Source organism: Barnesiella sp. An22 (assembly GCF_002159975.1).
Taxonomy (GTDB): Bacteria; Bacteroidota; Bacteroidia; order Bacteroidales; family Barnesiellaceae; genus Barnesiella; species Barnesiella merdigallinarum.
Genome location: NZ_NFJR01000004.1, coordinates 197,585 through 220,514 on the forward strand (window position 1 = coordinate 197,585; position 22,930 = coordinate 220,514).

Sequence of the window (22,930 nt, forward strand, 5' to 3'; positions counted from 1 at the left end):
AAAGGGACTGACAGGCATTGAATAGAAAACATATATGGAACAACAGTTTTGCCAAAGTTGCGGTATGCCCTTGACAGATGAGAACAGAGGGACAAATGCCGATGGAAGCCGTCGTGAAGATTATTGCGTCTATTGCTACAAAAATGGTGAGTTTACTCAAGAGTTTACAATGACTCAAATGATAGAGTTCTGCCTGCAATTCTTTGACCAATGGAATGTGCAGGCTGAATGTAAGCTGACTCCCATACAAGCAAAAGAACAAATGCTCCAATACTTTCCACACCTGAAACGGTGGAAGGAAAAGGATGAACGGACACTGGCGGAAAAAGCAACGCATTTGCTTTCCCAATGCGAGAACGTTACCGTAGTTTCCATTGACGCCAACGGTTATCCTCGTCCTGTGCAGATGTCTAAGATAGGAGCAAGAGGGTTCCATGAGGTTTGGATGGCAACCTGTGCAGATTCCGTGAAAGTGAATGATTTTAAGGCGAACAACAAGGCAGGGCTTTGCTACGATTACTATGGGGATGGCGTTGCCATGCGTGGCACGGTAGAAGTGGTTACTGATGATGCTATCCGCAAGGAAATGTGGAAAGACTGGTTCATTCATCATTTCCCCGGTGGAGCGAGCGACCCCAATTATGTGCTTTTGCATTTCACCGGTACAGAAGCTACCTTTTGGATTAACGGCGAATATTCTCACTCTAACATCTAACAATGATTAAAGAAATAAATACAGAACGGCTTATACTGCGACCTTGGCAAGAATCCGATGCCGAGGCTTTATATAAATACGCTCAAGACCCTGCAATCGGGCCTATTGCTGGATGGCCACCGCATACTTCCGTGGAAGACAGTTTGAACATCATCCGTACCGTTTTTGCTGCTCCGGAAATCTACGCTGTTGAGTTAAAACAAACCGGTGAACCGGTCGGGAGCATAGGTATTATGTTCGGGGATGGTCTGCATAGTGCCGAAATGCAAGAGAATGAGGCGGAGATAGGTTATTGGATAGGCAAGCCGTATTGGGGACAAGGATTGATACCGGAAGCCGTGCGCCGTCTGATGCAACGATGTTTCGAGGATTTGGGAATAAATGCCATTTGGTGTGGCTACTATGACGGTAACACGAAATCCCGCCGGGTGATGGAGAAGTGTGGTTTCCGTTTCCATCATACGGAAGAGGGCAAGACTTCTCCGCTTGGGGATATTCGCACAGAACATTTTATGAAGATGACAAAAGAAGAATGGGAAGAGCTTAAATAAGGAAAAACATGAATATCACTGTCCGATTAGCACGAGAAGATGAACGAAGTGAAATAGCCTTGTGTATCGCAGAAGGCTTTGAACGTGATTTTTCTTTTTTCCGTAAGGATATGAATATTGTAGCAAAGGCGCTTGAATCAGGTATCCGTTCGGAAAGATTTTATGTTGCATTATATAACGACAATATAGTCGGTGTTGCAGGTATTTCGGATTGCACAGGCAGAGCTGTTTATACAGATTGGTTATCATATAGGAAATGTTTTGGTTTGATTATGGGAACTATTGCCAAACTTGTCCTGAAGAAAGAATTTGAGATGCCTCTGCCCTATCCTATGACGACCGGATTTATTGAATTTGTTGCAACACGCAAATCTATCAGACGGAGTGGAGTTGCATCTAATTTACTGAAAGAAAGTATGCGGCAAGCAGGATATAAAGAATATATTCTGGATGTAATAGAAGAAAATCGTCCCGCCGTAAACTGTTATACAAAATTAGGCTTCACCGGTTTTAAGAAGACAAAGAAAAAGAATGGATATACGAAATTATTTATGAAACTCACTATGCAAGCACCTTCTGTCAATAGAACATATAGTGGAAAGATAGTATGAACATTCTGAAATCGCTCATAGTTTGGCTATGCTTTATTCCTGTAGCAATTCTCAATGGAGGATTGAGGGAATATGTATTGACGAAGATTCTCGGAGAGAAATGGGCATTACCTGTTAGCGGGATTATATTAAGCGTATGTATTTTTCTGATAACATGGTTGCTGTTGCCTCGGATTATAAAAGCCCTTACTTTCAAAGATTGCTGGCTGATAGGAATATGCTGGGGCGTTCTAACTATCGCTTTTGAATTTGGAGTAGGACTGGCGGGAGGCAATACTGCTTCGGAACTTTTAGCAGCATATAATCCATTGACCGGCAATCTGTGGCTGCTGATTTTGGCAACAACATTATTGTCTCCAGTTTTGATAAAAACAATGTAAGCAGGCAAAAAGGAAATGGCTTTATTTTTTTGCCTGCTATATTTCACTATATTTGCATCCGTAAGAGTTACCCGAACAAGCAAAGCGATGCAGACCACAGTAAATTGAACGGTTGCCAACCCATTACCCAAAAACGAAGTAAATTCTCTAACCATCTTAATTTCAAGCAGGTATATTCCTTTTGCAGAATTACGGAATAATTTTGTATCCTCTGAATATTTTCGGGAGGCCGACATAAGAGAAGGGGGAGGGGTAGATACGAAAAAAGGGTCGCTGTTGCGACCCTTTGTCTTGGTTGCGGGAGCCGGACTCGAACCGACGACCTTTGGGTTATGAGCCCAACGAGCTACCACTGCTCCACCCCGCGGTGTTTGTGAGTGCAAAGGTACGGAGAATAATTGAAAAAGCAAATGTTTGGATATATTTTTTTTGTCTGATTCGATGATTTTGAATTAAAATATTGTGTGTCAGATTGTTATTGTTATGTTAAAGTTTTTAGCACTTCGTGCGGTTTGAAAAACGAAGTGCATACTTTGGTTTTTAATAATAAAAATATGTAATTTCGCACACGTTTTGCACGATTGTGCAACTGAAAAAAGAGACAGGTTTATGGTTCGTACGCGTGAATTGCTTATCGATGTGGCTCGCCAGTTGTTTGCCCGCAAAGGGGTGGCAGCTACGACGATGAACGATATAGCCGAAGCGTCGGGGAAAGGGCGTCGCACGATCTATACCTATTTCAAAAACAAGAACGAAATCTATTGGGCCGTGGTCGAGGCCGAGTCGGAGCACCTGTATGCTCGGCTCGAGGGGCTTGCCAACCGCGACTTGCCGCCCGAGGAGAAGTTGCTCCACTACATCAACACCCGGCTGGAGGCGGTCAAGGAGGCGGTGGTGCGCAACGGTACGCTGCGGGCCGAGTTCTTCCGCGACATCTGGAAGGTGGAGAAGGCCCGGCGCAGCATCGACATCCGCGAGGAGGCGCTCTTGCGGAGCATCCTCACCGAAGGGGTAGAGCAGGGGGTGTTTCATATCCCCAATGTGACGGCTACCGCCTCGGTGCTGCACTATGCGTTGCGGGGGCTCGATGTGCCCTACATTCGCGACAACTTTGCCGAGTCGGGCATCGAGCGGTCGCGGCTGAAGGATTACATCCTGGATTTCATCTTGTACGGGATAAAACGATAATTTTATTAACCGAGGGCGGCGAGGCGACTTGCGGCCCTGCATATAAACAAGAAAATTATGAAATTACTGGAAGGAAAAGTTGCTGTCATTACTGGTGCAGCACGGGGTATAGGAAAAGCTATCGCCCTGAAATTCGCTTCGGAAGGAGCTGATATTGCATTTACCGACCTCGCCATCGACGAGAACGGAAAAGCTACCGAGCAAGAGATTGCCGCTCTGGGTGTACGTGCCAAAGGGTATGCTTCGAATGCCGCCAACTTCGAGGAGGCTCACAGCGTGGTTGCCGAAATCGTGAAGGACTTCGGCCGTATCGACATCCTGGTAAACAATGCCGGTATCACTCGCGACGGTCTGATGATGCGTATGACCGAGCAACAATGGGATATGGTTATCAACGTAAACCTCAAGTCGGCTTTCAACTTCATCCACGCCGTTACGCCCATCATGATGAAACAGAAGGGCGGAAGCATCATCAACATGGCTTCGGTGGTAGGTGTATCGGGTAACGCCGGACAGTGCAACTACTCGGCATCGAAGGCCGGTATGATTGGTTTGGCCAAGTCGATTGCCAAAGAGCTGGGCTCGCGTGGTGTACGTGCCAACGCTATCGCTCCGGGCTTCATCATCACCGACATGACGGCCGCTCTCTCCGACGAGGTGAAAGCCGAATGGGCCAAACAGATTCCTCTGCGTCGTGGCGGAACGCCCGAAGATGTGGCCAACGTGGCTACGTTCCTCGCATCTGACCTGTCGTCGTATGTAACGGGTCAGGTTATCCACTGCTGCGGTGGTATGAACATGTAATTCAGAAACCTGCATAAAGAACGGGGCTGTATCGCGCAAACGATACGGCCCCGTTTTGTTTCTGTTGGATGCCAGGCCGGGAACCTGTTGGCCGCGGGGGGGGGAGGGGCCGGCCCGACGGACAGGGGTTATTTGCCGGCGGCATTGACACCACCGCCGCCTATCGCGTTGTTGATGCGCTGCTCGCCAGCCTCGTATCGGCGGCCCCAGTTGAGGTTCCAGCTCACGCTGACGACAACCATCTGTTTGACCATGTTCGAGGTCATTGTCTGTTGGTATCCGGCATATCGGTTCCAGTTTTCGTTTTTCACTTTGTAGTCGTTGACGAAGGGGTCGAATACCATCACCCCGAAATTCCAGTCCTTGTAGTTGTAGGTGAGCTTGAGGGTGTGCACGTTCTCTCCGCCATTGAGCGTCTCTCCCCAGAACCGGTTGAAGTTGGTCTGGAGCATACCCTCGAGCGAAAATCCCCAGTGCGACAGTTCGAAGGTGGCGTAGCAATAGAAGTTGTTGTAGACGTGGGTGTAGTTGTTGCCCCGCATCCAGTAGCGGTGCCAGGCGGGCCCGACACTGAGGGTGAGCCAGTTGGGGATGGCCGTTACCCGGGTATCGAGGTAGAAACGCAGCTCTTTGGCATTTCGCTGGTTGTTGTAGCGGGTGAGAATTTTGTCGCCCACCCACACTTTTTCGGGCATGATGGCTCCCGGGGCATGGGTATAGAAGGCTCCCAGTTTGCCATAGAAGATGCTGCGGTTGTACTGGTATTGCAGGTCGTACTTGTAGGTGGCGTAGGGCTTGACGTCGGGGTTGCCGGTCGATTGCTGTATGCCGTCGACATCCTGCACCACGGGGCTGAGCATATCGAGGCTGATGACGCTGCCCATACGCACAAAGTTGAACCGCAGCGACGAGTGGTCGTCGATGGTGTATCGGGCCGAGATGCGGGGCCGCCAGATGGAGTAGAGGTGCGACTCCCGGTCGCGTGGTACATAGGAGTAGAGGCTGTAACCGACGCCGGCCGAGAAGTCGAAATGTTTTCCCAGCCGCATCCAGTATTCACCGAAGATGTAGCTGTTGCCCTGGTTCATGTGGTCGTCGACGCCCTGCGCCACGTAGTCGTTGGTAATCCACGACTGCGTGTGGCGGATACCGGCCGTCACGCGGCTGTTTTTCCACCTCTTTTCATAGTCGACTTCGCCCAGTATCGAGTAGGTGCGGCTCTTGATGAGGTTGTCGATGTCGACCAGCGACGAGCCGGTGGTAAAGCCGTTGTCGGTATAGATGAGTTCATCCTCGGTATAGATGCGGTGGCTGTTGGGTCGCTCGTAGCTGGCCACGACGTTGGCCATGAGCAGCTGGTCTTTGTCGAAGTTGTATTGATAGTAGAGGTTAAGCGAGGGCCTGATACGATGCGTTTTCGAGTCGTCGAGCATGAGGCTGGTCGTGCCGCCGGGCGAATGGTCGGTGAGGATCCCTCGGTAAAGGTTCTCTTGGTGACCATAATAGAAGTTGAGCGAGGCGTTGAACATCTGCTTTTGAGGGTCGAGGTAGTTGTAGTTGAGCGAATGGCCGTTGGTCCACTGTTCGAATTTGTTCCCGTCGAGACTCTCCTCGGTGCGGGTATAGCGGGTGCCGTCGGGCAGTTCGTAGTGTTCGGTATTGTCGCGCAGCATCTCTATATTCCAACGGGGCGAGCACCAACCCGAGTAGGAGAACTCAGACTTGCCGCTGTTCACCTTGGCTGCGAGCCAGTATTCGCCGAATCCCCGGTTGACGCTTTGGCTGATGTCGCCCATGAAGCTGCCGCCCGAGGTGGGGTTCTTGACGATGAAATCGATTACGGCACCCACCTCGCCGTAGCGCACGCCGGGATTGTCGATGTACTCGACGCGTACAATCTGCTCGGGCGAGAGGGCCTGAATCTCCTTGTTGTCGGCGGGGCGGCCGTTGATGCGCAGGCTCACCTCACTCTTGTCGGCCAGGGCAATGCTTTGGTCCGAAGGGTTTATGATGACGCCGGGAATCTGCAACTTCTGGAGCAACTGCAAGCCGTTGCGCGATTGCTTTATCTGCTGGGCGTTGGGAAATAACAGGTTGCGGTCGGCCTTCTGCACCCACGACGAAGCCTCGACAGTCACCTCGTCGAGGTCGACCTGCTTGAGCGAACTTTCGATAGAGTCGACATTCAGGCCGGTGGTATCGGCATAGACTACGGCGATGGAATCGTCTGCATGGGTCGAAGTTTCGGGGGTGGCACCATGTGCGCACAAGGTAGAGAGAGCCACCGCAAGCAGGGTGGCCGGGATCGTCTGTTTCATTCGGTATCGTCTTTTCTCATATAGACGTAAAAACTTCGAGTTTCGTTACAAAAAACGGCTTGGAAACGAAACTTTTTTTAGGAGGAATATGGCAACGTGTTGTAAATCTTTATGTTGTAATAGCTTTGTTTCGTTCTCTCCGGGCGGGCTTCTCGGAAGCAATTTCTTGCCGGTCCGCCCGGTTTGCACTATCTTTGTGCCGAAAACAAATCGGGATAACTATGGAGGTACTCTACGAAGACAATCATGTGATTATCGTCAACAAGACCTGCTCCGAAATCGTGCAGGGCGACAAGACGGGTGACACGCCGTTGAGCGAGATGCTGAAGGCTTGGCTCAAGGAGAAGTACAACAAGCCGGGTAATGTCTTCGTGGGGGTAACCCATCGCCTCGACCGCCCCGTGAGCGGTGTGGTGGTTTTTGCTAAAACGAGCAAGGCACTGGCCCGGTTGAACGAGATGTTCCGCAACGGCGAGGTGAAAAAGCAGTATTGGGCCATCGTGAAGCAGGCCCCCGAGCAGGAGAGCGGCGAACTGGTGCACTACCTGGTGCGCAACGAGAAGAGCAACAAGTCGGTGGCCTATGACCGGGAGCGGCCGGGGGCCAAACGGGCGGTGCTCGACTATCGTGTGTTGGCTCACAGCGACCGCTATACGTTGCTCGAGGTGAATTTAAAAACGGGGCGTCACCACCAGATACGCTGCCAGCTGGCCAAGATGGGGTCGCCTATCAAGGGCGATTTGAAGTATGGGGCCGAACGCTCCAATCCCGACGGCGGCATCTCGCTCCATGCCCGCCATGTCGAGTTTGTCCATCCCGTGTCGAAACAGCTCATCAGCGTGACGGCTCCCGTACCCGACGACAAGTTGTGGAAGGCTTTCGAGCAGATGGTCGAGGCCGGTAAATAAAGGGGAAATACCTGCAAGACTTATTGCTGAAGATTGTCTCTGGACCCCGCATCGGGGTGCGGGGTGACACGCACGTCATACCGCGCTGCGACGCGGTATTCAGGAATACGTGCAAAGGAGAATACCCTCAAGAGGCACTTTGCCGGACCCCGCATCGGAGTGCGGGGTGACACGCACGTCATACCGCGCTGCGACGCGGAATCCAAGAATACTGGCTGGGGTAAATATCTGCAAAATACATTCCCTTTTGCTTGTACTCGACTGGACTCCTTATCGGGGAGTGGGGGCAGAGAGGCTCGGAGCCAATCAGTAGCTGAACGAAATCTTTACCTTTTTGCCTTTTATCTTTTCGTCGCGAAGGCGGCGCAGCGTTTCGTGTGCCTTGTTGCGCGCCACGGCGGCGTAGCTGTAATGGTCTTTTACCTCGATGAGTCCTATCTCGTCGGCCGTCAGTCCGCCCTTCTGGGTAAGGAATCCCACGATGTCGCCCTTGCTAATCTTCTCCTTTTTACCGGCGGCAAAGTGCAGGGTGGCCATCGGCGGCGTTTGCAGCCAGTTGGCCTTGGGGTCCAGCCTGAAGTCGGTCGCTTGATTGGCATACTCGGGCAGTTGCTCGGTGGGGCCCACAATCAGGAAGGCCTCGCCCTCGGCGTGCATGCGGGCGGTGCGGCCGTTGCGGTGGGTGAAGCTCTCGAGGTCGACAGGCAGGTGATAATGGATGATATATTTCACCTCGGGGATGTCGAGGCCGCGGGCGGCCAGGTCGGTCGAGATGCAGATGTAGCTGCTGTGGTTGCGGAATTTACAGAGGGCCCGTTCGCGGTCGGCCTGCTCCATGCCGCCGTGAAACGATTCGGCAATGATACCCCGGTCGGTGAGGAATTGCTGCACCCGCTCCACGCTCTCGCGCTGGTTGCAGAAGACGAGCGTAAGCCCCGGCTTCAGGTTGCGTAGCAGGAGCAGCAGGGTGTCGAGTTTGTCCTTCACGGGCGAGTCGATGCGGTAGAGTGTCAGCCGCTCGTTCGTGCTCTCCTCGCTCCGTTTCGAGCCCAGAAAGTCGAGCTTCACCGGGCGGCGCAGGGCGGTGAATGCCGGTAGCGATTCGCTGTCGGTAGCCGAGGTGAGAATCTTTTTCTTCACTCCCTCGAGCGGAGCGATAATCTCTTTCATCTCGTCGTGGAAACCCAGGGCGAGGCATTTGTCAAACTCGTCGAGTACCAGCGTATCGAGGGTGTCGAGCGACAGGCGTCCGCGGCGCAGGTGGTCGGCAATGCGGCCCGGAGTCCCCACCACGAGGGCCGGAGCCACCTCGAGCGACTTGCTCTCCTCGCGCACCGAGTGACCGCCGTAGCAACATACGATTTTGATACCTGCGGCAATTTTGCGCAGCACGCTCTCGATTTGTAGCGCCAGTTCGCGCGACGGTACCAGCACCAGCGCCTGCACACCGGCAGCCCGTGGGTCGATGCGCAGCAGCACCGGCAGCAGGAAGGCCAGCGTCTTTCCCGACCCGGTGGGCGATAGCAGGATGATGTCGTTGGGGCGTTGCGCCGTCTCGAGCATTTGTTTCTGCATGCCGTTCAGCGAATCGATGTTCAGGTTGCGGCACGCCTTTTCGATGAGTGACTGTGATTCTTTCATGGCTGCAAAGATACGACATATCGTCACACCGTGCAAACCGCCTGACGTTTGCCTCTTACTGCAAGGAGTAAAAATGGTTTGCCGCATCGTTGGTTGGTTTGTCGATACTTAAATAATATTAAATCGGTATGAAATATGCTTGAAAATTATGTTGTATAACAGAAAGTGCCTATATTTGCACTGTGTTTTTCATAGTATTAGATTAAGATTAAGGTTAACAAAGATTGGTTGTCGTGAGACAATCAATTTTTTTTTTGTACCTGTTCGAACCCTTTCCTCGATATGTAATCAGTTTATATACAATTATTTACTCCTCTGACTTGCGTAGCTGGGTCTCGTGATGTGTAGCCCGGTAGATTGTCTATCGTCGGTAGTTTTGTGGGTATTCCTGGATACCGCGTCGTGGCGCGGTATGACGAGGGTGTCACCCCGCACTGTGATGCGGGGTCCAGAGATGTGTAGCTGGGTAAAATCCTTTTTGCCGGTAGTTTTGCGGGTATTATTCATCGGGCATCAAATTCGATGCAGGCGCGGTATTGGCTGTCGGGTAGAACCGGGGTAAGGGCAAAGTATCCGCCGGCGAAGCGGCCGTCGACAATCCGGGCGGGGTGTTGGTGGAGGCGCTCCAGGTGGTCGCGATAGAGGGTGCCGGGCCGGGGGAAATAGTCGATGCGGTAGTGCCCCTCGCAGCCCGGAGCCACGAAGCGGTCGGCGATGCGGCGGGCCACCACGCCCATGTTCATGCGCAGGTTTATTTCGACGAAGGGGTGCAGTCGGGTTGTGCCGTCGGGGGCGAGGTAGGTCATCATGTCGACCCCGAGGTAGCCGGTATAGACCGGGGCAATGCGTTCGGTGAAGAAGCTGGCAAGGGCCTCGCGCACGGCCGTGACGACGTGGGTGCCGACGGCCGCACTGAGCTCCTTGTGCAGGCGGTGATCGGTGGTGAGCCGGTTCTCCTTATAAGCTCCGTGGTTGTCGGTAAGGAACGACGAGTATCCGGCAAAGGTCACGCGGGTGCCGTCGCTGTAAAACTCCATGGCCCAGTCACGCTCTTTCTCGTAAAAGGGTTCGCCCATCAGTACTCCCTGCTTTTGCAACACGCCGTTGCTCCATTGTGCCAGCGAGGTATCGTAGCCGTAGAGGTTCCAGTAGAGGCCGCGTCCGCTGCCCGACCAGGGCGCCTTGAGTACCTTGCGGTCGCTCTGCTCGGTAAAGGCCTGCACCTCGTCGGGTGTATGCAGCTCGACCGGCAGCGGGGGCATGGGGTAGTCGATGTGCGAGGCGAGGTATCGGCCCGCCTCGGTAGCCAGGCGGCGATGGGCCAGGCGGCGCAAGTGGTTGCACTGTTCGGGCGAGGGGAGCAGCCGATTGTCCACGCCGGCCTGATGCAGGCGGTGAGCCAGGGCGAGGTTCCACCCCCACACCTCGATGCGGTCGAAGGGCAGTTCGCCGATTTGCTTGAACGCGACGGTCGAGACCGCGAGCCCCAGCGGCTCGAGGCTGCGGCGGAAGTCGTCGGGCGCCGGCTCGGCAGAGCATATCGTCGTCTCCTCCCCCTCGCGGGCATACCACAGCGGCAGCAGGGCCAGCTCGCGCGCGATGCGTTGGGCGGCAGGGGGCGGCGTGTAGTTGATGCCGCCGAAGGCCAGGGCCAGGTCGTTCTCGGGGTTGAAGATATAGAGGTTCACAGTGGGCGATATTTTCGAGCGACAAAGGTAGTAAATGTATGCACCCGGTGCAAGCGGGTAGAGTATGGAGTGCAGGAGCTTATGGAGCGAGTTGCAGGGCAGAGAACAAATTGCCAGAATAAGATGTAAAATCTATTATATTTTTTAGAGTGTAATCCTATTTTATTTTCTAATTAAAAAATTATTGTCAATAATATTTTCAAATTGTAAATTTTTACTACCTTTGAGTTTTGTAGTCCTGCCGATATTAGAAATATATAGAATAGCTATGAAAAAACTTCATCTACATATTATGCCATACGGCCTGCTGGATAGCGGGTGGGAGATTTTGCAACGAATCAAATTCATCCAATAATTTTTTAATCGTGTAAGTGTATGAAAAGCGTTATTGTAAACCTGATCTTGACTACTGCGCTCTGGGCCGTTTGCCCGGTGGGAGCGCAGCAATGGGCCAACGAACGGGTGCACGATCGGGTAGCCCCGACCGAAGAGGCACCGCACATTTCGTTTGCCGGGAAACAATCGATGAAGAAACAGCTGTTCCGTTCGACCTCGGCCAGTGTGACGGCCGACTTCAGTTGCCAGAGTACAGGTAGCGCCGTGACCGTGTGGGAAGAAGACTTTGACGACGGAGCAGAGGGCTGGACTCTGACCGATGCCGAAGACATTGTCTGGGAGTTGAAAAGCACGACCGGCGACAAGGCCTTCTCGGCCATCGACCCCGACGACACGCAGTCGCTCTTTATCAAGGGCCCGGATCAAATATTTAAACGAGGCATTGCCACGGCTACCAGTCCGCAACTCGATGTGCCGGCCAACGCCATGCTGAAGGGTTATGTGGGCTTCAGCCAGAATATGGATAACTATTGCCGCTTGCATATCTCGGTATCGACCGATGCCTTTGCCACCTCGGAACTGCTGTGGAACAGTGGCGACGAGAACGGCGAGAAACCCTGGCGCTGGCACGAGTTTGCCGTATCGCTCGAGAAGTATGCCGGCCAACAGGTGCAGATACGCTTCACCTACACCGCAGGCTCTGACGACGATATGAACGTGGGCGGCTATGTGGGCGATTTCACCATCGACGGGTTGCAGATAACGGGTGTAGAAGCCGTTGACCAGGTAGAGGTGGCTACCGGCGAGGAGATTGCCTTTGCCGACATGTCGACCGGCGACCCCACGGCCTGGCAGTGGTCGTTCCCCGGTGGCACGCCGGAGACCTCGACCGAGCAGAATCCCCGGGTATACTATACCCGCGACGGCGTGTATGACGTGACCTTGACGGTGAGCAATGCCGACGGCAGCGATACCAAGACCCGCACCGCCTTTGTCAAGGTGACTGGTGTGGCTCCTGTAGCTCACATTCTGCCGCCTGCCACCTTCCGGTACAGCGAGACGCGTCTGCCCATGGTGGCCCCGCTGGTGGGTGTGCAGTATCACGACAACTCGACGGGGTATCCCACTTCGTGGCAGTGGACCTTCGGCGGTGTGAGCCCCGAGTCGTATGCCCAGGTAACCTCGAACGAAGAGAATCCCGTGGTGGCCTATAACTTCCTGCACCAGCAATCGGTGAATCTGCAGGTGGCCAACGAGCACGGTGAGTCGGAAGATGCCACCGATGTATCGGTCGAGTACAGCGGACTCATTACCAACTTCGAGCCGGGCGACCAGCCGACCACCTTCGACATGGAAGACTGGGGTACCTTCCCCGGTACCAACACCATAGGCATTACGGCCTACGCCGAGAAGTTCTCCAAACCCTCGCGTCCCATTTTGGTATTTGGGGCCTATGTCTATTTTGTTACCGCTTCGGCTACGAGCCTCACCGACCAGATTGCCGACGTGGGCGTGCACCTCTATACCAGCGAAAACGGTCTGCCGGGCAAGAAACTCGACTCCACCTGGTGGCGTGTGTTCGAGCTCGATACCCCTTCGGGCAGTACGATGGTAGGCACTGCCTTTGAGTTCAACCCCAAGGTCATCGACGACGAGTTCTTTATCGTGGTCGATGGTATCCCCGAGAAGAACGACAGTGTAGACGTGTCGTTTGCCATGGCCGATTTCCGCGACCACGGCAACACGGCCTATATGTATAAAGATGACCAGTGGGTCGATGTGAGCACCTATTTCCCCGCCGGGGCCAACCACACCTCTTATCTGATTATGCCCTCGATCGTGCACTCGGTGATGTCGCCCATCCCGACCGACCGCGGTCCGCTGGTGGTAGGCAAAGAGGCCGGTACGAGTAAGTACCCCTTCTTCTCGATTTACGGCTATGAGACCCCTATCGAGAGCAGTGCCGACTGGTGCCGCGTGGTAGGTCAGCCCAACGGGCTTACCCTCGACACGCTGCTTGTCTCGTACGACCGTCTGCCCGACGGCATCGACGAGCGGGTGGCTACCCTTACCATCAACGACAGCATATCGACCTACGACATCAAGGTGACGCAAAGCGTGAATGGCGTGAGCGCCGTCGAGGCTGTAGCTCAAGCTCCGGCCACGCTCTGTCCCTCGGTTTTCGACCAGGAGGTAACGGTGCAGTTGCCCGAAGATTCCCGCCGGTTGATGGTAGTCGACGAGAAGGGTCGCGAATGGTATAGCCGCGAGTTGAGCGACGTAGAGCGGCAAGTGACAGTCGACGCTTCGGGCTGGGCCCCGGGAACTTACTTCTTCCGGGTGTTGGGCAATCGCGAGGTGATTGTCGTCAAAGGTGTGAAACGATAACGACCGGGCAGTTGTTTGAGAACAGGAACAAGGTGTATCATCTAATCTATTAAGCTATGTCTTGGGAATTTATCATATTGTATATCGTCATTCCGGCTCTGCTGGGAGGCATCTTTGCCCCCAAGTTGGCCGAGGTGTGCCGAAATCTCTACGCCAGGTGGCGTAACCGGAATAGATAGATTGTGTACATAAGTGGATATCTGCATCGTTCGGGGTAGCGGAGGCTGTCCCGAGCGATGCTTTTTTTGAGAGAGGCAAATATAAATTGAGAATTATAGTTGTATTTTTATAAAGTATTTGTATTTTTGGAAAAAGTAAGAGGTGGAATCTGCATAAAGCTCTTGTATATGAAGACTCTCAAATTTTTAGTGTTGCTTGCTATTGCGATTGTAATGCAAGCTTGTTCGACAAGTAAAGCTGTAATCTCTCATGGTGTTGATATGTCGAAATATACATATGTTGTATTTGGAACAGAATCGACAGGTGATAGAGAACTTGATGATATCATCATGGCCGTTGAAAATGAAATAGCAACAACCAACCTAACGGTTATTTCTAACCATGAAGCTTGGTTAAAAATCTCCCAAGGAATGTCTGTGCTTACCCCCAATATTCATGTTTTAACAGAAAAATGGGACGGTGGACATACATATATAACGATTACTTTTTACGATTTTGAGACAAATCAGAGTATAGCTGTTTTGAAAAGTAGTGGTATAGGATTATCTATATCTCAAGATCAAGATATTGCTATTGAGGCTATTGGAGAAAAATTGAAAGATGTGTTCGGGGAGTAGGAGATATGGATAATAAAAGTTTATTCCAAAATTCACCGGACAATCGTCTTACGTATGCTATTGATAGTGAGGGGAAAATCGTTAGTGTTGATGATGTGCTTCCTGGAAATGAATGTGGATGCTTTTGTCCTGCCTGTAAAGCTCCTTTAATAGCAAAAAATCAAGGATTAAAGCGGGTACATCATTTTGCTCATTACAAAGGAACGGAATGTAAGCATGCATTTGAGTCTATGCTTCATATTCTTGCCAAGGAAAAAGTGCGAGAAGCCTTTCTTTCTAAGTCTGAATTTTGGATAAAATTCAAATATAGGTCATTTTGCCCAGATAGTGATACATGTAAATTCCTTAAAGACAGAAATTGTTATAGTGATCAAGAACGTGAGTTTGATATAAAGCAGTATTATGACTCTTGTGAGCAAGAAATAGCATATGATGGTATAAATAGGCGTTCAGATTTGAAAATTTTTTCTTCGAAAAATCCTCAAACGCCTCCGATTTATTTGGAATTTTGTGTAACCCATGAAAGCGATTCTGAAAAATTGCATAGTGGTAATAAGATTATTGAGATAAAACTAACATCAGAACGTGATGTTTTGCAGTTGGCTGATTATGGAATTATAGAGTCGGGTTGTTACAATAGTGGCAAAAATATACTGGATATATCTTTTTATGGATTTAAAAATCAAGATTATAGCAATAACCTCATAAGTAATAACATAGAGTTTGTTAGATTTATTTTGTATGAGTCTGGAAAAATGAGATGTTTTCAAGATTCTTGTGATTGTAGGTGTTTAGTGAAATCTGCAAACTCATTATTTGAGGTATGTATTCATACCAGTGTGTCATTTGGAATATATGACAAAGCTAAGTATATAGCCTTTCAAAAGTTTGGGATACCCAATTGTACCTTATGTAAGAATTTGGTAAATCTATATAATAGAGAAAATAAGATATGTCGATTATATAAAATCTTACAAATACCTAAAAATGAAAGTCTTGATACATCGAGGGCAAAGAAGTGCTCTTATTTTAAGATAGACAAAGAGGAACAGAATTTAATATTGGGAGAGGGATTGAATGTAGAATATACGACATTGACACCATAGGAACCTTTTTTATTTTTAATTGTAACAAATTCGATATATTTGCGTCTCATTATATACGAACAAAACATACGAGACTATGAAACGATTTTTGTGGCTGTTGCTTTTGCCCCTCTGTTTCGGGAGTTGGGCTGCCGAGAGAGAATGGAATGCCGATAGCGTGCAGGTGTATTACGAGAGCCAGGTGCAGCCGGTGATACAGAAAAGTTGGAAGAACTACAATCTGATCGAGAAGACCTACCGGCAGTTTTTCGACCGTTGCAAGTCGTTGCCCGACTCGGTGGTCGATCAGTGTTCGTGGTGTTTCTCCGACTCCTATTACAACCTGGCCTGCTGCTATTCGCTTAAAGGTCGCAAGCGGGCGGCGGTCGATGCCTTCGAGCAGGCTATCCGGCATGGTTACTACGACTATGCCCATGCCCAGCAGGATACCGACCTGGACAATATCCGGGGCGACAAGCGTTTTCAGCGGCTCCTGGCCCAGTTGCGCGAGGTGGGCGATTTCAACTACATACTCCGCAAGTCGCCCGGCTATGACAACACCGCCTCTACCGACTCGCTGCCGGCCTTTACCTATATGGCGCCCAACGACAGCAACCTGGTGCGGGTGCGCCGCTACTTCAACCTCGACAGCATTGCGGGTGCGGGCGACGAAATCTCGAAAATCAAGAACTTGCTGTTGTGGGTACACAACACCATCCGTCACGACGGGTCGTCATACAATCCCAAGGTGAAGAATGCCATTGCCATCTACGAAATCTGCAAGCGCGAAGACCGGGGTGTCAACTGCCGCATGATGGCGCAGATGCTCAATGAGTGCTATCTGGCCATGGGCTTCAAGTCGCGCTATGTCACCTGCCTGCCCAAGAGCTATATCAACGACTGCCACGTCATCAACGCCGTCTACTCCTGCACCCTCGACAAGTGGGTGTGGGTAGACCCCACCTGGGGCGCCTATGTGATGGACGAGGAGGGCAATCTGCTCGGCCTCTCGGAGGTGCGCGACCGGTTGAAAACGGGCCAGTTTGTCACGGTGAACGACGATGCCAACTGGAATCATCAAGTGGACTGCACGACCGATTACTACCTGAACTACTACATGAGCAAGAACCTCTATTATCTGCAATGTTCCGATATTAGCGGTTTCGACAACGAGACCCGTATCGAGGGAAAAGTGATGCCGCGCTACGTCACCCTCGCGCCCGAGGGCGAACCCTATGACAACTCGTTCAGCACCTCGAACGAGGCTTGGTTCTGGGCATCGCCTTATAAATGATGCGGCTAGTTGCCCCACATCGAAATACGGGGGCCAGCTTTTGGAATATGGAGAGGGCGCACGACTTGTGCGCCCTCTCTTTTTGGGATGAGGTGAGTATCTCTTGCCGGTATTCCTGCCCGGGTATTTTTTGGATTCTGCATCGGGGCGCGGAATGACGTGTGTGTCACCCCGCACCGTGATGCGGGGTCCAGGGAGGTGAAGTCGAGGGAATAGGCTTTTGCCGGTAATTTTCGGTTATTCCTGAATACCGCGTCGTAGCGCGGTATGACGTGCGTGTCCCCCGCACCACGATGTGGGGTCCAGAAGGTGAAGTCGAGGGTATAGCCTTTTGCGGGTATTTTCTGGATTCCGCGTCGGGGCGCGGAATGACGTGTGTGTCACCCCGCACCTCGATGCGGGGTCCAGTCGAGAGCCGTTTGTAGGTATTTCTGTGGAATAACTCTTAGAATCTCTTCAACTCGGTGTAGAGCCGCTGGATAGGCAGCCCCATTACGTTGTAGTAGCTGCCGTGCAACCCGGTCACACCGATGTAGCCAATCCACTCCTGCACGCCGTAGGCGCCAGCCTTGTCGAGCGGGCGGTAGCGGTCTACGTAGTAGTCTATTTCGTCGTCGGTGAGGGGGGCGAAGTCGACCTCGGTCGATACGGCAAAGGAGATTTGCTTCTGCATCGAGGTGAGCGTAACCCCGGTGATGACGGTGTGCGTCTTACCCGAGAGGGCCCGCAGCATGGCTTTGGCATCGGCCAGGTCGTGCGGCTTGCCATAGACCCGGCCGTCGAGCCAGACGATGGTATCGGCCGTGATGAGCAGCGTGTTTTCTTTCATCTGGCTGCGATAGGCGGCTGCCTTCTCCTGCGAGATGTAGAGCGGAATCTCTTCGCCCGAGAGGGTAGCGGGGTACGACTCGTCCACCTCGGGCAGAGCCGTTACGCGGTATTCGATGTCGAGCCCGGCCAGGAGCTCGCGGCGACGTGGCGAGTTGCTCGCCAGCAGTATTTCGTATTTCTGGAGATTCGATAACATAGTCAATCGTTTTTTCTGAGGTTTACCAGCCGAACGCCTTTTCGTCGGCCATCCATTTGCCTTGGGCGCGCAGCACCTGTTCGATGATGTCGCGGCCACAACCCATCCCGCCGCAGAAGGGCGAAACGTAGCGGGCAATCTGTTTGATTTCGGGTGCCGCATCGGCCGGGCAGGCGGGCAGACCGGCCACACGCATCACCTCGTAGTCGGGAATATCGTCGCCCATGTACATCACTTCACTCGCTTGCAGGCCGCACTCGGCGAGCCACTGTTCGAATATCTTGATTTTCACGGCCACGCCCATGTAGACGTGCGAGAGGCCCAGCCCCTCGAAGCGTTTGCGCACCGCCTCGGTGCGTCCGCCGGTGATGATGGCCACGGGGTATCCCAGTTTGGCCGCCAGTTGCAAGGCATATCCGTCTTTGATGTTGATGACCCGCATGGGTTCGCCCGAGGGGTGCAGGGGTATGGAGTCGGACGACAGCACGCCGTCCACGTCGAAGGCAAAGGCTTTTATTTTCGTCAGGTCGAAATCGGTTCGGCTCATGGTTGTTGGGTTTTATCGGGGTTATGTATTTCGTGAATGCTGCGGCTCATCAGACTGTAAATCTCGCGCATCGTGGGGTCGGAGAGCAGCGCCTCCTGTTTGGCGATGATGTTGCGGTCGTATCGGATGGCTGGGCCCGTCTGGGCATCGAAGGGCGACATGTCGGCCACCTTGTCGGCCGTTTCTCGGATAAGGGGCAGCATCGCCTCGAAAGGCAGTCCGTGTTCCTGCAGGATGCGGTCGCATAGCACATAGAGGTGGTTGGTGAAGTTGCAGGCAAAGACGGCAGCCAGGTGCAGATACTTGCGTTGCTCCGAGTCGGCCCGGTAGACGCGGCCCGAGAGCCGGGCGGCCAGGTGGTACAGCAGGTCGGCATCGGCTTCGCTGTTGGCCTCGATGAAGAGGGGAATGTTGTCGAATGCCACCTCGCGCTCCTTGCTGAAGGTCTGCATGGGGTAGAAGACTCCGTAGCGGGTCGAGTAGGGGCGGAATATTTCGCAGTCTACACTGCCGGCCGTGTGTACCCACAGCCCGTTGTTGGCCGGCATACGGGCAAGCAGGTCGGGCAGAACCGAGTCCTTCACGGCGAAAATATAGAGGTCGCCGTCGGCAGGCAGACTGTTGAGGTCGGTCGTGTAGCGGCAGCGGGGCAACTGTTCGCCCAACCGCCGGGCCGACTCTTCGGTGCGGCTATATACCCACGCCGGGGCGAGACCCTTCTCCCGCAACACCAGTGCCAGCCTCGTAGCCAGGTTGCCGGCACCGATCAGGACTATCTTCATCGTTGCGTCGTTCATTCCCATTTGCCTATATGCACCTTTTCCCACATCATCTTCTCTTCGTCGAAGGGCTTGCGCTCCTCGTCCTTGTGGCCGATGGAGAGGATGCAGAGCACGCCCATCGTTTCGGGTATGCCCAGTATGCTGCGTACGATGTCTTCGGCCGGTTCGTCGTCGGCCCCGAATCGGTTGCGCACCTGAATCCAGCAGCTGCCCAGCCCCAGGTCGGCCGCTTGCAGTTGCATGAGTATGGCGGCAATCGAGGCATCCTCGACCCAGGTATCGGTAAGGGTCATGTCGGCCGTCACGACGATAGCCAGGGCAGCCCCTTCGACAGGCTTGGCTCCGGCCGTCTTGCAGGCAGCCAGGCGGGCCAGCACCTCTTTATCTTCGACGGCGATAAACTCCCAAGGGGTACAGCGTTTCGACGAGGGGGCGAGCAGCCCGGCCTCGAGAATCAGCTTCACCGAGTCGGGCGACAGCGGTTGGTCGGTATACTTGCGGATGCTGCGGCGGTGCATCAACAGATCGTGCAGATTATTCATAAGGGTAATGTTTTTACGGTTTGTATTTCATGAATTGGAGGAGGTGACGTTCGGCCCCGGCTGTGTGGCGTACAGACGAGCGGGGACACGAGCCTGCATCTCTTCCAGTAGCAAAGATACAAAACCTAATGCTTACGCGGGGAATCTGCGAAAACTTTTTTCGCTACTTTTCGGCGGGCCGCATACTGAACGACGCTTTTTTGCGTTTATTAAATGTGCCTCTCGACAAACGGGGCACGTTGTGTATAGAATCCCGATGAAATACAAGATATTACTCCTTTTTGTCGCGATAGGTGCGGTGCTCGAGCTGGCGGCGCAAGGGCGTGTGAAACTCACGGGCCGGGTCTACGACAGCGACAACCAGCCTATCGAACTGGCTACGGTGCGTGTGGCGGGGACGACCATGGGCACGATGACCGACCTCAAGGGCGAGTATCAGCTCTCCATACCGGCGGGCGACTCGATTGTGGTCATCTATTCCTGCTTGGGTTACCGCGAGGAGCAGCGGCAGCTGCTCAACCTTACGAAAGATGTCTCGCTGTCGGTGCGGCTGAACAAAAACTCGAAGATGCTGAGCGAGGTGGTGGTGGCGACTCACCGCCGGCAGACCAGCACGTTGCAGACCATCGACACGAAGGACCTCAAGCTGATGCCCGATGCTTCGGGCGGCAGTATCGAGGCGATGCTCACCACCTTTGCCGGGGTCAACTCGAGCAACGAGTTGAGTTCGCAATACTCGGTGCGGGGCGGTAACTTCGACGAGAATATCGTCTACATCAACGGTATCGAGGTGTATCGTCCGCTCACGGTGCGGTCGGGACAGCAGGAGGGGTTGAGTATCATCAACCCCGATATGGTGGGGGCCGTAGGCTTTTCGTCGGGCGGTTTCTCGGCCGAGTATGGCGACAAGATGTCGTCGGTGCTCGACATCATCTACAAGCATCCCGAGGCTTTCGAGGGGTCGGTGTCGGCCAGCTTTCTGGGAGCCACCGCCTCGATTGGGCAGAGTACCAAGAAGTTCTCGCAACTGCACGGCATCCGCTACAAGACCAACTCCACCCTGTTGAGCTCGCTCGATACCAAGGGCGAGTATGAACCGTCGTTCTTCGATTATCAAACCTATCTCACCTATAAGTTCGCCCCCAAGTGGGAGGCTTCGTTTCTGGGCAACATTGCCATCAACGACTACAAGTTCACCCCCCACGAGCGCAACACCTCGTTTGGTACGGCCACGAATGCCAAGCAGTTCAAGGTCTATTTCGACGGCGGGGAGCGCGACAAGTTCGAGACCTATTTCGGGGCTCTGTCGCTGAACTTCTTCCCCGACAAATATACCCAGTGGGCCTTGATGACCTCGGCCTTTGTCACCAACGAACTGGTGACCTACGACATTTCGGGTCAATACTGGCTCGACGAGCTGGCCGATACGGGCGACGGCGAGGGCAGCGAGAATACCGGCGCGCTGGGCGTGGGCACCTATCACGAGCATGCCCGCAACCGCCTCAAGGCCTCGGTGATTGCCACCTCGATCAAGGGGGCTACCAAGTTGGGACAGAACGAGCTGAAGTGGGGATTCACCCACCAGTACGAACAGATTTACGACCGCGTGCGCGAGTGGGAGATGCGCGACTCGGCCGGCTATTCGCTGCCGCATACCGGGCAGTCGGTCGAGATGATTTACAACCTCTTTTCGAAGCAGGACATGGAGAGCCACCGCCTCTCGGCCTATCTGCAGGATACCTATCGGATGCGCACCTTGTGGGGGCGGCTCATCTTCACCGGTGGTGTGCGGGCCTCGTACTGGGGCTTCAACAAGGAGACGCTGGTGAGTCCGCGGGCCTCGATTACCTTCATCCCGGCCGCCAACGAGCAGATTACGGCCCGCCTGGCCGGCGGTCTCTATTACCAGGCCCCCTTCTACAAGGAGTTGCGCGACACGGTGTGCGATGCCTCCAACAATTACGTGGTGCAGTTGAACCGCAACATCAAGTCGCAACGCTCGATACACGTGGTGCTCGGCGGCGACTATTCGTTCCGGGCGTTGGACCGTCCGTTCAAATTCACGGCCGAACTCTACTACAAGAAACTCGATAACCTCATTCCCTACGAAATCGACAACCTGCGGGTGTGGTACAGCGGGCAGAACGAGGCCAAGGGCTACGCCGCCGGTATCGACCTGAAGCTCTTCGGGCAGTTTGTGCCCGGGGTCGACTCGTGGCTCACCTTCTCGCTGATGAAGACGCAGGAGGAAATCGGCGGCATCAAACTGCCCCGACCTACCGACCAGCGGTACAGCGTGGGGCTCTACTTCCAGGACTATGTGCCCCGCTTCCCCAAATACAAATTCAGCCTGCGGGCTATCCTGGCCGACGGTCTGCCGGTGGGTTCGCCCCGCAAGGGACGTCAGGCGGGCTACTTCAGGGCCCCGGCCTACAAGCGTATCGACATCGGAGCTTCGCGTCTGCTGGTGGGGGGCGAAGACAAACTCCTGCAACGGGGTATCTTCCGCAACCTGAAAAGCGTGTGGATTGGTATCGACGTGTTCAACCTCTTCGACATCAGCAACGTGAACTCCTACTATTGGGTCACCGACATCACCAATGCCCAGTATGCCGTGCCCAACTACCTTACCCGCAGGCAGATAAACCTGCGTCTCTCCATCGACTTTTAATCGACCGGCCCGATTACCGCAGGCGAATGTAGTACATCAGGTCGGTGATGCCGTAGAGCAGTGTGGCCGCACCGAAGGTGGCGACAATGATGCGCTCGGTCGCCGAGAAGGGATTGACCAGAATCTCGATGCCGATAAGCAGAACAATCACCGGCAGCAGATAGGAGAGCCACCCCGCCTTGCGCTTGATGGTCTTCTTCAGTGTGAGCAGATAGAGCAACTGGTAAACTCCGATTAAGATGAGTGCACCCCCCAGCACGTAGATGGTCACCCCGATGTACCAACTGGGCACCAGGATGAGCGAACACCCGAACAGCAGCAGGATGGCCGACATCACGGGGAACGGCAGATCCTTCTTGTGGTTGCCGCTCAGCAGATAGGAGAGGATGGTGTAGAGACTGGGTATCCCCACCAGGATACCGATAATGAAGAGTATGGTGGGCAGGGCGGCGTTGGGATAGAATATCAACAGCAACCCCACGGCGATAGAGGCGATGATACGGACCAGCGGATTTTGAAAAGCATTCATAAAACAGTATTCGAGATTAGTTGTTTGTATGTGATGTAACAACAGCAAAGGTAGCAAGATGTTTGTGAATAGCCTCGATAGTGAAACGCTATTTAACAGCCTTGCCTGCAGAAGCCGCGGCCGGAGTG

At 53.4% G+C, this 22,930-nt stretch carries 21 protein-coding genes and 1 tRNA gene; 13 read left to right on the top strand and 9 right to left on the bottom strand.

The features are described from left to right. Positions 1 to 34 precede the first annotated feature (34 nt). Genes B5F38_RS06225 through B5F38_RS06240 form a run of 4 tightly spaced genes read left to right on the top strand, consistent with a single transcriptional unit; the run spans position 35 to position 2,257 of the window. Positions 35 to 715 carry a zinc ribbon domain-containing protein gene (locus tag B5F38_RS06225; protein WP_025278023.1) on the top strand — a complete coding sequence of 227 codons (681 nt, stop codon included), beginning with the start codon at positions 35 to 37 and terminating at the stop codon, positions 713 to 715. A gap of 2 nt (positions 716 to 717) precedes the next feature. Further along, complete coding sequence (locus B5F38_RS06230) at positions 718 to 1,266, top strand: GNAT family N-acetyltransferase (RefSeq protein ID WP_087408436.1); 549 nt, start codon at positions 718 to 720, stop codon at positions 1,264 to 1,266. Between the two features lie 8 nt (positions 1,267 to 1,274). Further along, the gene (locus B5F38_RS06235) at positions 1,275 to 1,877 is read left to right on the top strand and encodes a GNAT family N-acetyltransferase (protein WP_022340752.1); all 603 of its coding nucleotides are present in this window, start codon (positions 1,275 to 1,277) and stop codon (positions 1,875 to 1,877) included. Next, positions 1,874 to 2,257 (top strand): hypothetical protein, encoded by a 384-nt coding sequence (locus B5F38_RS06240; RefSeq protein WP_087408437.1) that lies wholly within the window; start codon positions 1,874 to 1,876, stop codon positions 2,255 to 2,257. Before B5F38_RS06235 ends, B5F38_RS06240 begins: the two co-directional genes overlap by 4 nt. Before the next feature lie 292 nt (positions 2,258 to 2,549). Here B5F38_RS06240 and B5F38_RS06245 read toward each other — a convergent pair. Then, positions 2,550 to 2,624, bottom strand: a tRNA-Met gene (locus B5F38_RS06245). Between the two features lie 242 nt (positions 2,625 to 2,866). On the opposite strand from B5F38_RS06245, the gene B5F38_RS06250 reads away from it, so the two are divergent. Both B5F38_RS06250 and fabG read left to right on the top strand, forming a co-directional pair. Continuing rightward, entirely contained in the window at positions 2,867 to 3,445 is a 579-nt protein-coding gene (locus B5F38_RS06250) for a TetR family transcriptional regulator (RefSeq protein WP_087408438.1), read from the top strand. 57 nt (positions 3,446 to 3,502) lie between these two features. Continuing rightward, positions 3,503 to 4,249 carry a 3-oxoacyl-[acyl-carrier-protein] reductase gene (gene fabG, locus B5F38_RS06255; protein ID WP_087408439.1) on the top strand — a complete coding sequence of 249 codons (747 nt, stop codon included), beginning with the start codon at positions 3,503 to 3,505 and terminating at the stop codon, positions 4,247 to 4,249. Positions 4,250 to 4,377: 128 nt separating this feature from the next. On the opposite strand, the gene B5F38_RS06260 is transcribed toward fabG, so the two are convergent. After that, positions 4,378 to 6,567, bottom strand: coding sequence for a TonB-dependent receptor (locus B5F38_RS06260; protein WP_087408440.1), 2,190 nt, complete (start codon positions 6,565 to 6,567; stop codon positions 4,378 to 4,380). A 221-nt stretch (positions 6,568 to 6,788) separates the two neighbouring features. On the opposite strand from B5F38_RS06260, the gene B5F38_RS06265 reads away from it, so the two are divergent. Continuing rightward, on the top strand, positions 6,789 to 7,475 hold the full coding sequence (locus tag B5F38_RS06265; protein WP_087408441.1) for an RNA pseudouridine synthase: 687 nt from the start codon (positions 6,789 to 6,791) through the stop codon (positions 7,473 to 7,475). 306 nt (positions 7,476 to 7,781) lie between these two features. On the opposite strand, the gene B5F38_RS06270 is transcribed toward B5F38_RS06265, so the two are convergent. Continuing rightward, a complete protein-coding gene (locus B5F38_RS06270; RefSeq protein WP_087408493.1) occupies positions 7,782 to 9,116 on the bottom strand; it encodes a DEAD/DEAH box helicase in 1,335 nt (444 codons plus the stop codon). 503 nt (positions 9,117 to 9,619) lie between these two features. Next, positions 9,620 to 10,804: a hypothetical protein gene (locus B5F38_RS06275; protein WP_087408442.1), complete on the bottom strand. Its 1,185-nt coding sequence runs from the start codon at positions 10,802 to 10,804 to the stop codon at positions 9,620 to 9,622. Between the two features lie 375 nt (positions 10,805 to 11,179). Between B5F38_RS06275 and B5F38_RS06280 the strand changes: the two genes are divergently transcribed. The 5 genes from B5F38_RS06280 (at position 11,180) to B5F38_RS06295 (ending at position 16,704) form a co-directional block, all read left to right on the top strand. After that, entirely contained in the window at positions 11,180 to 13,528 is a 2,349-nt protein-coding gene (locus tag B5F38_RS06280) for a PKD domain-containing protein (RefSeq protein ID WP_087408443.1), read from the top strand. A 56-nt stretch (positions 13,529 to 13,584) separates the two neighbouring features. Next, complete coding sequence (locus B5F38_RS14555; protein ID WP_255376495.1) at positions 13,585 to 13,707, top strand: hypothetical protein; 123 nt, start codon at positions 13,585 to 13,587, stop codon at positions 13,705 to 13,707. A gap of 168 nt (positions 13,708 to 13,875) precedes the next feature. After that, a complete protein-coding gene (locus B5F38_RS06285; RefSeq protein WP_087408444.1) occupies positions 13,876 to 14,325 on the top strand; it encodes a hypothetical protein in 450 nt (149 codons plus the stop codon). A gap of 5 nt (positions 14,326 to 14,330) precedes the next feature. Then, a complete protein-coding gene (locus B5F38_RS06290) occupies positions 14,331 to 15,431 on the top strand; it encodes a competence protein CoiA family protein (RefSeq protein WP_087408445.1) in 1,101 nt (366 codons plus the stop codon). A gap of 76 nt (positions 15,432 to 15,507) precedes the next feature. Then, complete coding sequence (locus B5F38_RS06295) at positions 15,508 to 16,704, top strand: transglutaminase domain-containing protein (RefSeq protein ID WP_087408446.1); 1,197 nt, start codon at positions 15,508 to 15,510, stop codon at positions 16,702 to 16,704. A gap of 445 nt (positions 16,705 to 17,149) precedes the next feature. On the opposite strand, the gene B5F38_RS06300 is transcribed toward B5F38_RS06295, so the two are convergent. The 4 genes from B5F38_RS06300 to B5F38_RS06315 are packed head-to-tail and all read right to left on the bottom strand — an operon-like array spanning position 17,150 to position 19,602. Continuing rightward, positions 17,150 to 17,731 carry a Maf-like protein gene (locus tag B5F38_RS06300; RefSeq protein ID WP_087408447.1) on the bottom strand — a complete coding sequence of 194 codons (582 nt, stop codon included), beginning with the start codon at positions 17,729 to 17,731 and terminating at the stop codon, positions 17,150 to 17,152. Between the two features lie 22 nt (positions 17,732 to 17,753). After that, positions 17,754 to 18,278, bottom strand: a complete 525-nt coding sequence (locus tag B5F38_RS06305) for an HAD-IIIA family hydrolase (protein WP_087408448.1) — start codon at positions 18,276 to 18,278, stop codon at positions 17,754 to 17,756. Next, positions 18,275 to 19,060, bottom strand: coding sequence for a Rossmann-like and DUF2520 domain-containing protein (locus B5F38_RS06310; protein WP_087408494.1), 786 nt, complete (start codon positions 19,058 to 19,060; stop codon positions 18,275 to 18,277). The genes B5F38_RS06305 and B5F38_RS06310 overlap by 4 nt, the downstream gene beginning before the upstream one ends. An 11-nt stretch (positions 19,061 to 19,071) precedes the next feature. Then, positions 19,072 to 19,602, bottom strand: coding sequence for a nitroreductase family protein (locus B5F38_RS06315; protein WP_087408449.1), 531 nt, complete (start codon positions 19,600 to 19,602; stop codon positions 19,072 to 19,074). Between the two features lie 256 nt (positions 19,603 to 19,858). Here B5F38_RS06315 and B5F38_RS06320 point away from each other — a divergent pair, with 256 nt between their 5' ends. After that, on the top strand, positions 19,859 to 22,273 hold the full coding sequence (locus B5F38_RS06320; RefSeq protein ID WP_087408450.1) for a TonB-dependent receptor: 2,415 nt from the start codon (positions 19,859 to 19,861) through the stop codon (positions 22,271 to 22,273). 13 nt (positions 22,274 to 22,286) lie between these two features. Here B5F38_RS06320 and B5F38_RS06325 read toward each other — a convergent pair whose 3' ends face one another. Further along, entirely contained in the window at positions 22,287 to 22,802 is a 516-nt protein-coding gene (locus tag B5F38_RS06325; RefSeq protein ID WP_087408451.1) for a DUF308 domain-containing protein, read from the bottom strand. Positions 22,803 to 22,930: the final 128 nt, after the last annotated feature.

Excerpts from the sequence above, each read along its gene's own strand:
- B5F38_RS06225 (WP_025278023.1), top strand. The coding sequence starts at position 35 with ATGGAACAACAGTTTTGCCAAAGTTGCGGTATGCCCTTGACAGATGAG.
- B5F38_RS06230 (WP_087408436.1), top strand. The coding sequence starts at position 718 with ATGATTAAAGAAATAAATACAGAACGGCTTATACTGCGACCTTGGCAA.
- B5F38_RS06235 (WP_022340752.1), top strand. The coding sequence starts at position 1,275 with ATGAATATCACTGTCCGATTAGCACGAGAAGATGAACGAAGTGAAATA.
- B5F38_RS06240 (WP_087408437.1), top strand. The coding sequence starts at position 1,874 with ATGAACATTCTGAAATCGCTCATAGTTTGGCTATGCTTTATTCCTGTA.
- B5F38_RS06250 (WP_087408438.1), top strand. The coding sequence starts at position 2,867 with ATGGTTCGTACGCGTGAATTGCTTATCGATGTGGCTCGCCAGTTGTTT.
- fabG (WP_087408439.1), top strand. The coding sequence starts at position 3,503 with ATGAAATTACTGGAAGGAAAAGTTGCTGTCATTACTGGTGCAGCACGG.
- B5F38_RS06260 (WP_087408440.1), bottom strand. The coding sequence starts at position 6,567 with ATGAAACAGACGATCCCGGCCACCCTGCTTGCGGTGGCTCTCTCTACC.
- B5F38_RS06265 (WP_087408441.1), top strand. The coding sequence starts at position 6,789 with ATGGAGGTACTCTACGAAGACAATCATGTGATTATCGTCAACAAGACC.
- B5F38_RS06270 (WP_087408493.1), bottom strand. The coding sequence starts at position 9,116 with ATGAAAGAATCACAGTCACTCATCGAAAAGGCGTGCCGCAACCTGAAC.
- B5F38_RS06280 (WP_087408443.1), top strand. The coding sequence starts at position 11,180 with ATGAAAAGCGTTATTGTAAACCTGATCTTGACTACTGCGCTCTGGGCC.
- B5F38_RS14555 (WP_255376495.1), top strand. The coding sequence starts at position 13,585 with ATGTCTTGGGAATTTATCATATTGTATATCGTCATTCCGGCTCTGCTG.
- B5F38_RS06285 (WP_087408444.1), top strand. The coding sequence starts at position 13,876 with ATGAAGACTCTCAAATTTTTAGTGTTGCTTGCTATTGCGATTGTAATG.
- B5F38_RS06290 (WP_087408445.1), top strand. The coding sequence starts at position 14,331 with ATGGATAATAAAAGTTTATTCCAAAATTCACCGGACAATCGTCTTACG.
- B5F38_RS06295 (WP_087408446.1), top strand. The coding sequence starts at position 15,508 with ATGAAACGATTTTTGTGGCTGTTGCTTTTGCCCCTCTGTTTCGGGAGT.
- B5F38_RS06300 (WP_087408447.1), bottom strand. The coding sequence starts at position 17,731 with ATGTTATCGAATCTCCAGAAATACGAAATACTGCTGGCGAGCAACTCG.
- B5F38_RS06305 (WP_087408448.1), bottom strand. The coding sequence starts at position 18,278 with ATGAGCCGAACCGATTTCGACCTGACGAAAATAAAAGCCTTTGCCTTC.
- B5F38_RS06310 (WP_087408494.1), bottom strand. The coding sequence starts at position 19,060 with ATGAAGATAGTCCTGATCGGTGCCGGCAACCTGGCTACGAGGCTGGCA.
- B5F38_RS06315 (WP_087408449.1), bottom strand. The coding sequence starts at position 19,602 with ATGAATAATCTGCACGATCTGTTGATGCACCGCCGCAGCATCCGCAAG.
- B5F38_RS06320 (WP_087408450.1), top strand. The coding sequence starts at position 19,859 with ATGAAATACAAGATATTACTCCTTTTTGTCGCGATAGGTGCGGTGCTC.
- B5F38_RS06325 (WP_087408451.1), bottom strand. The coding sequence starts at position 22,802 with ATGAATGCTTTTCAAAATCCGCTGGTCCGTATCATCGCCTCTATCGCC.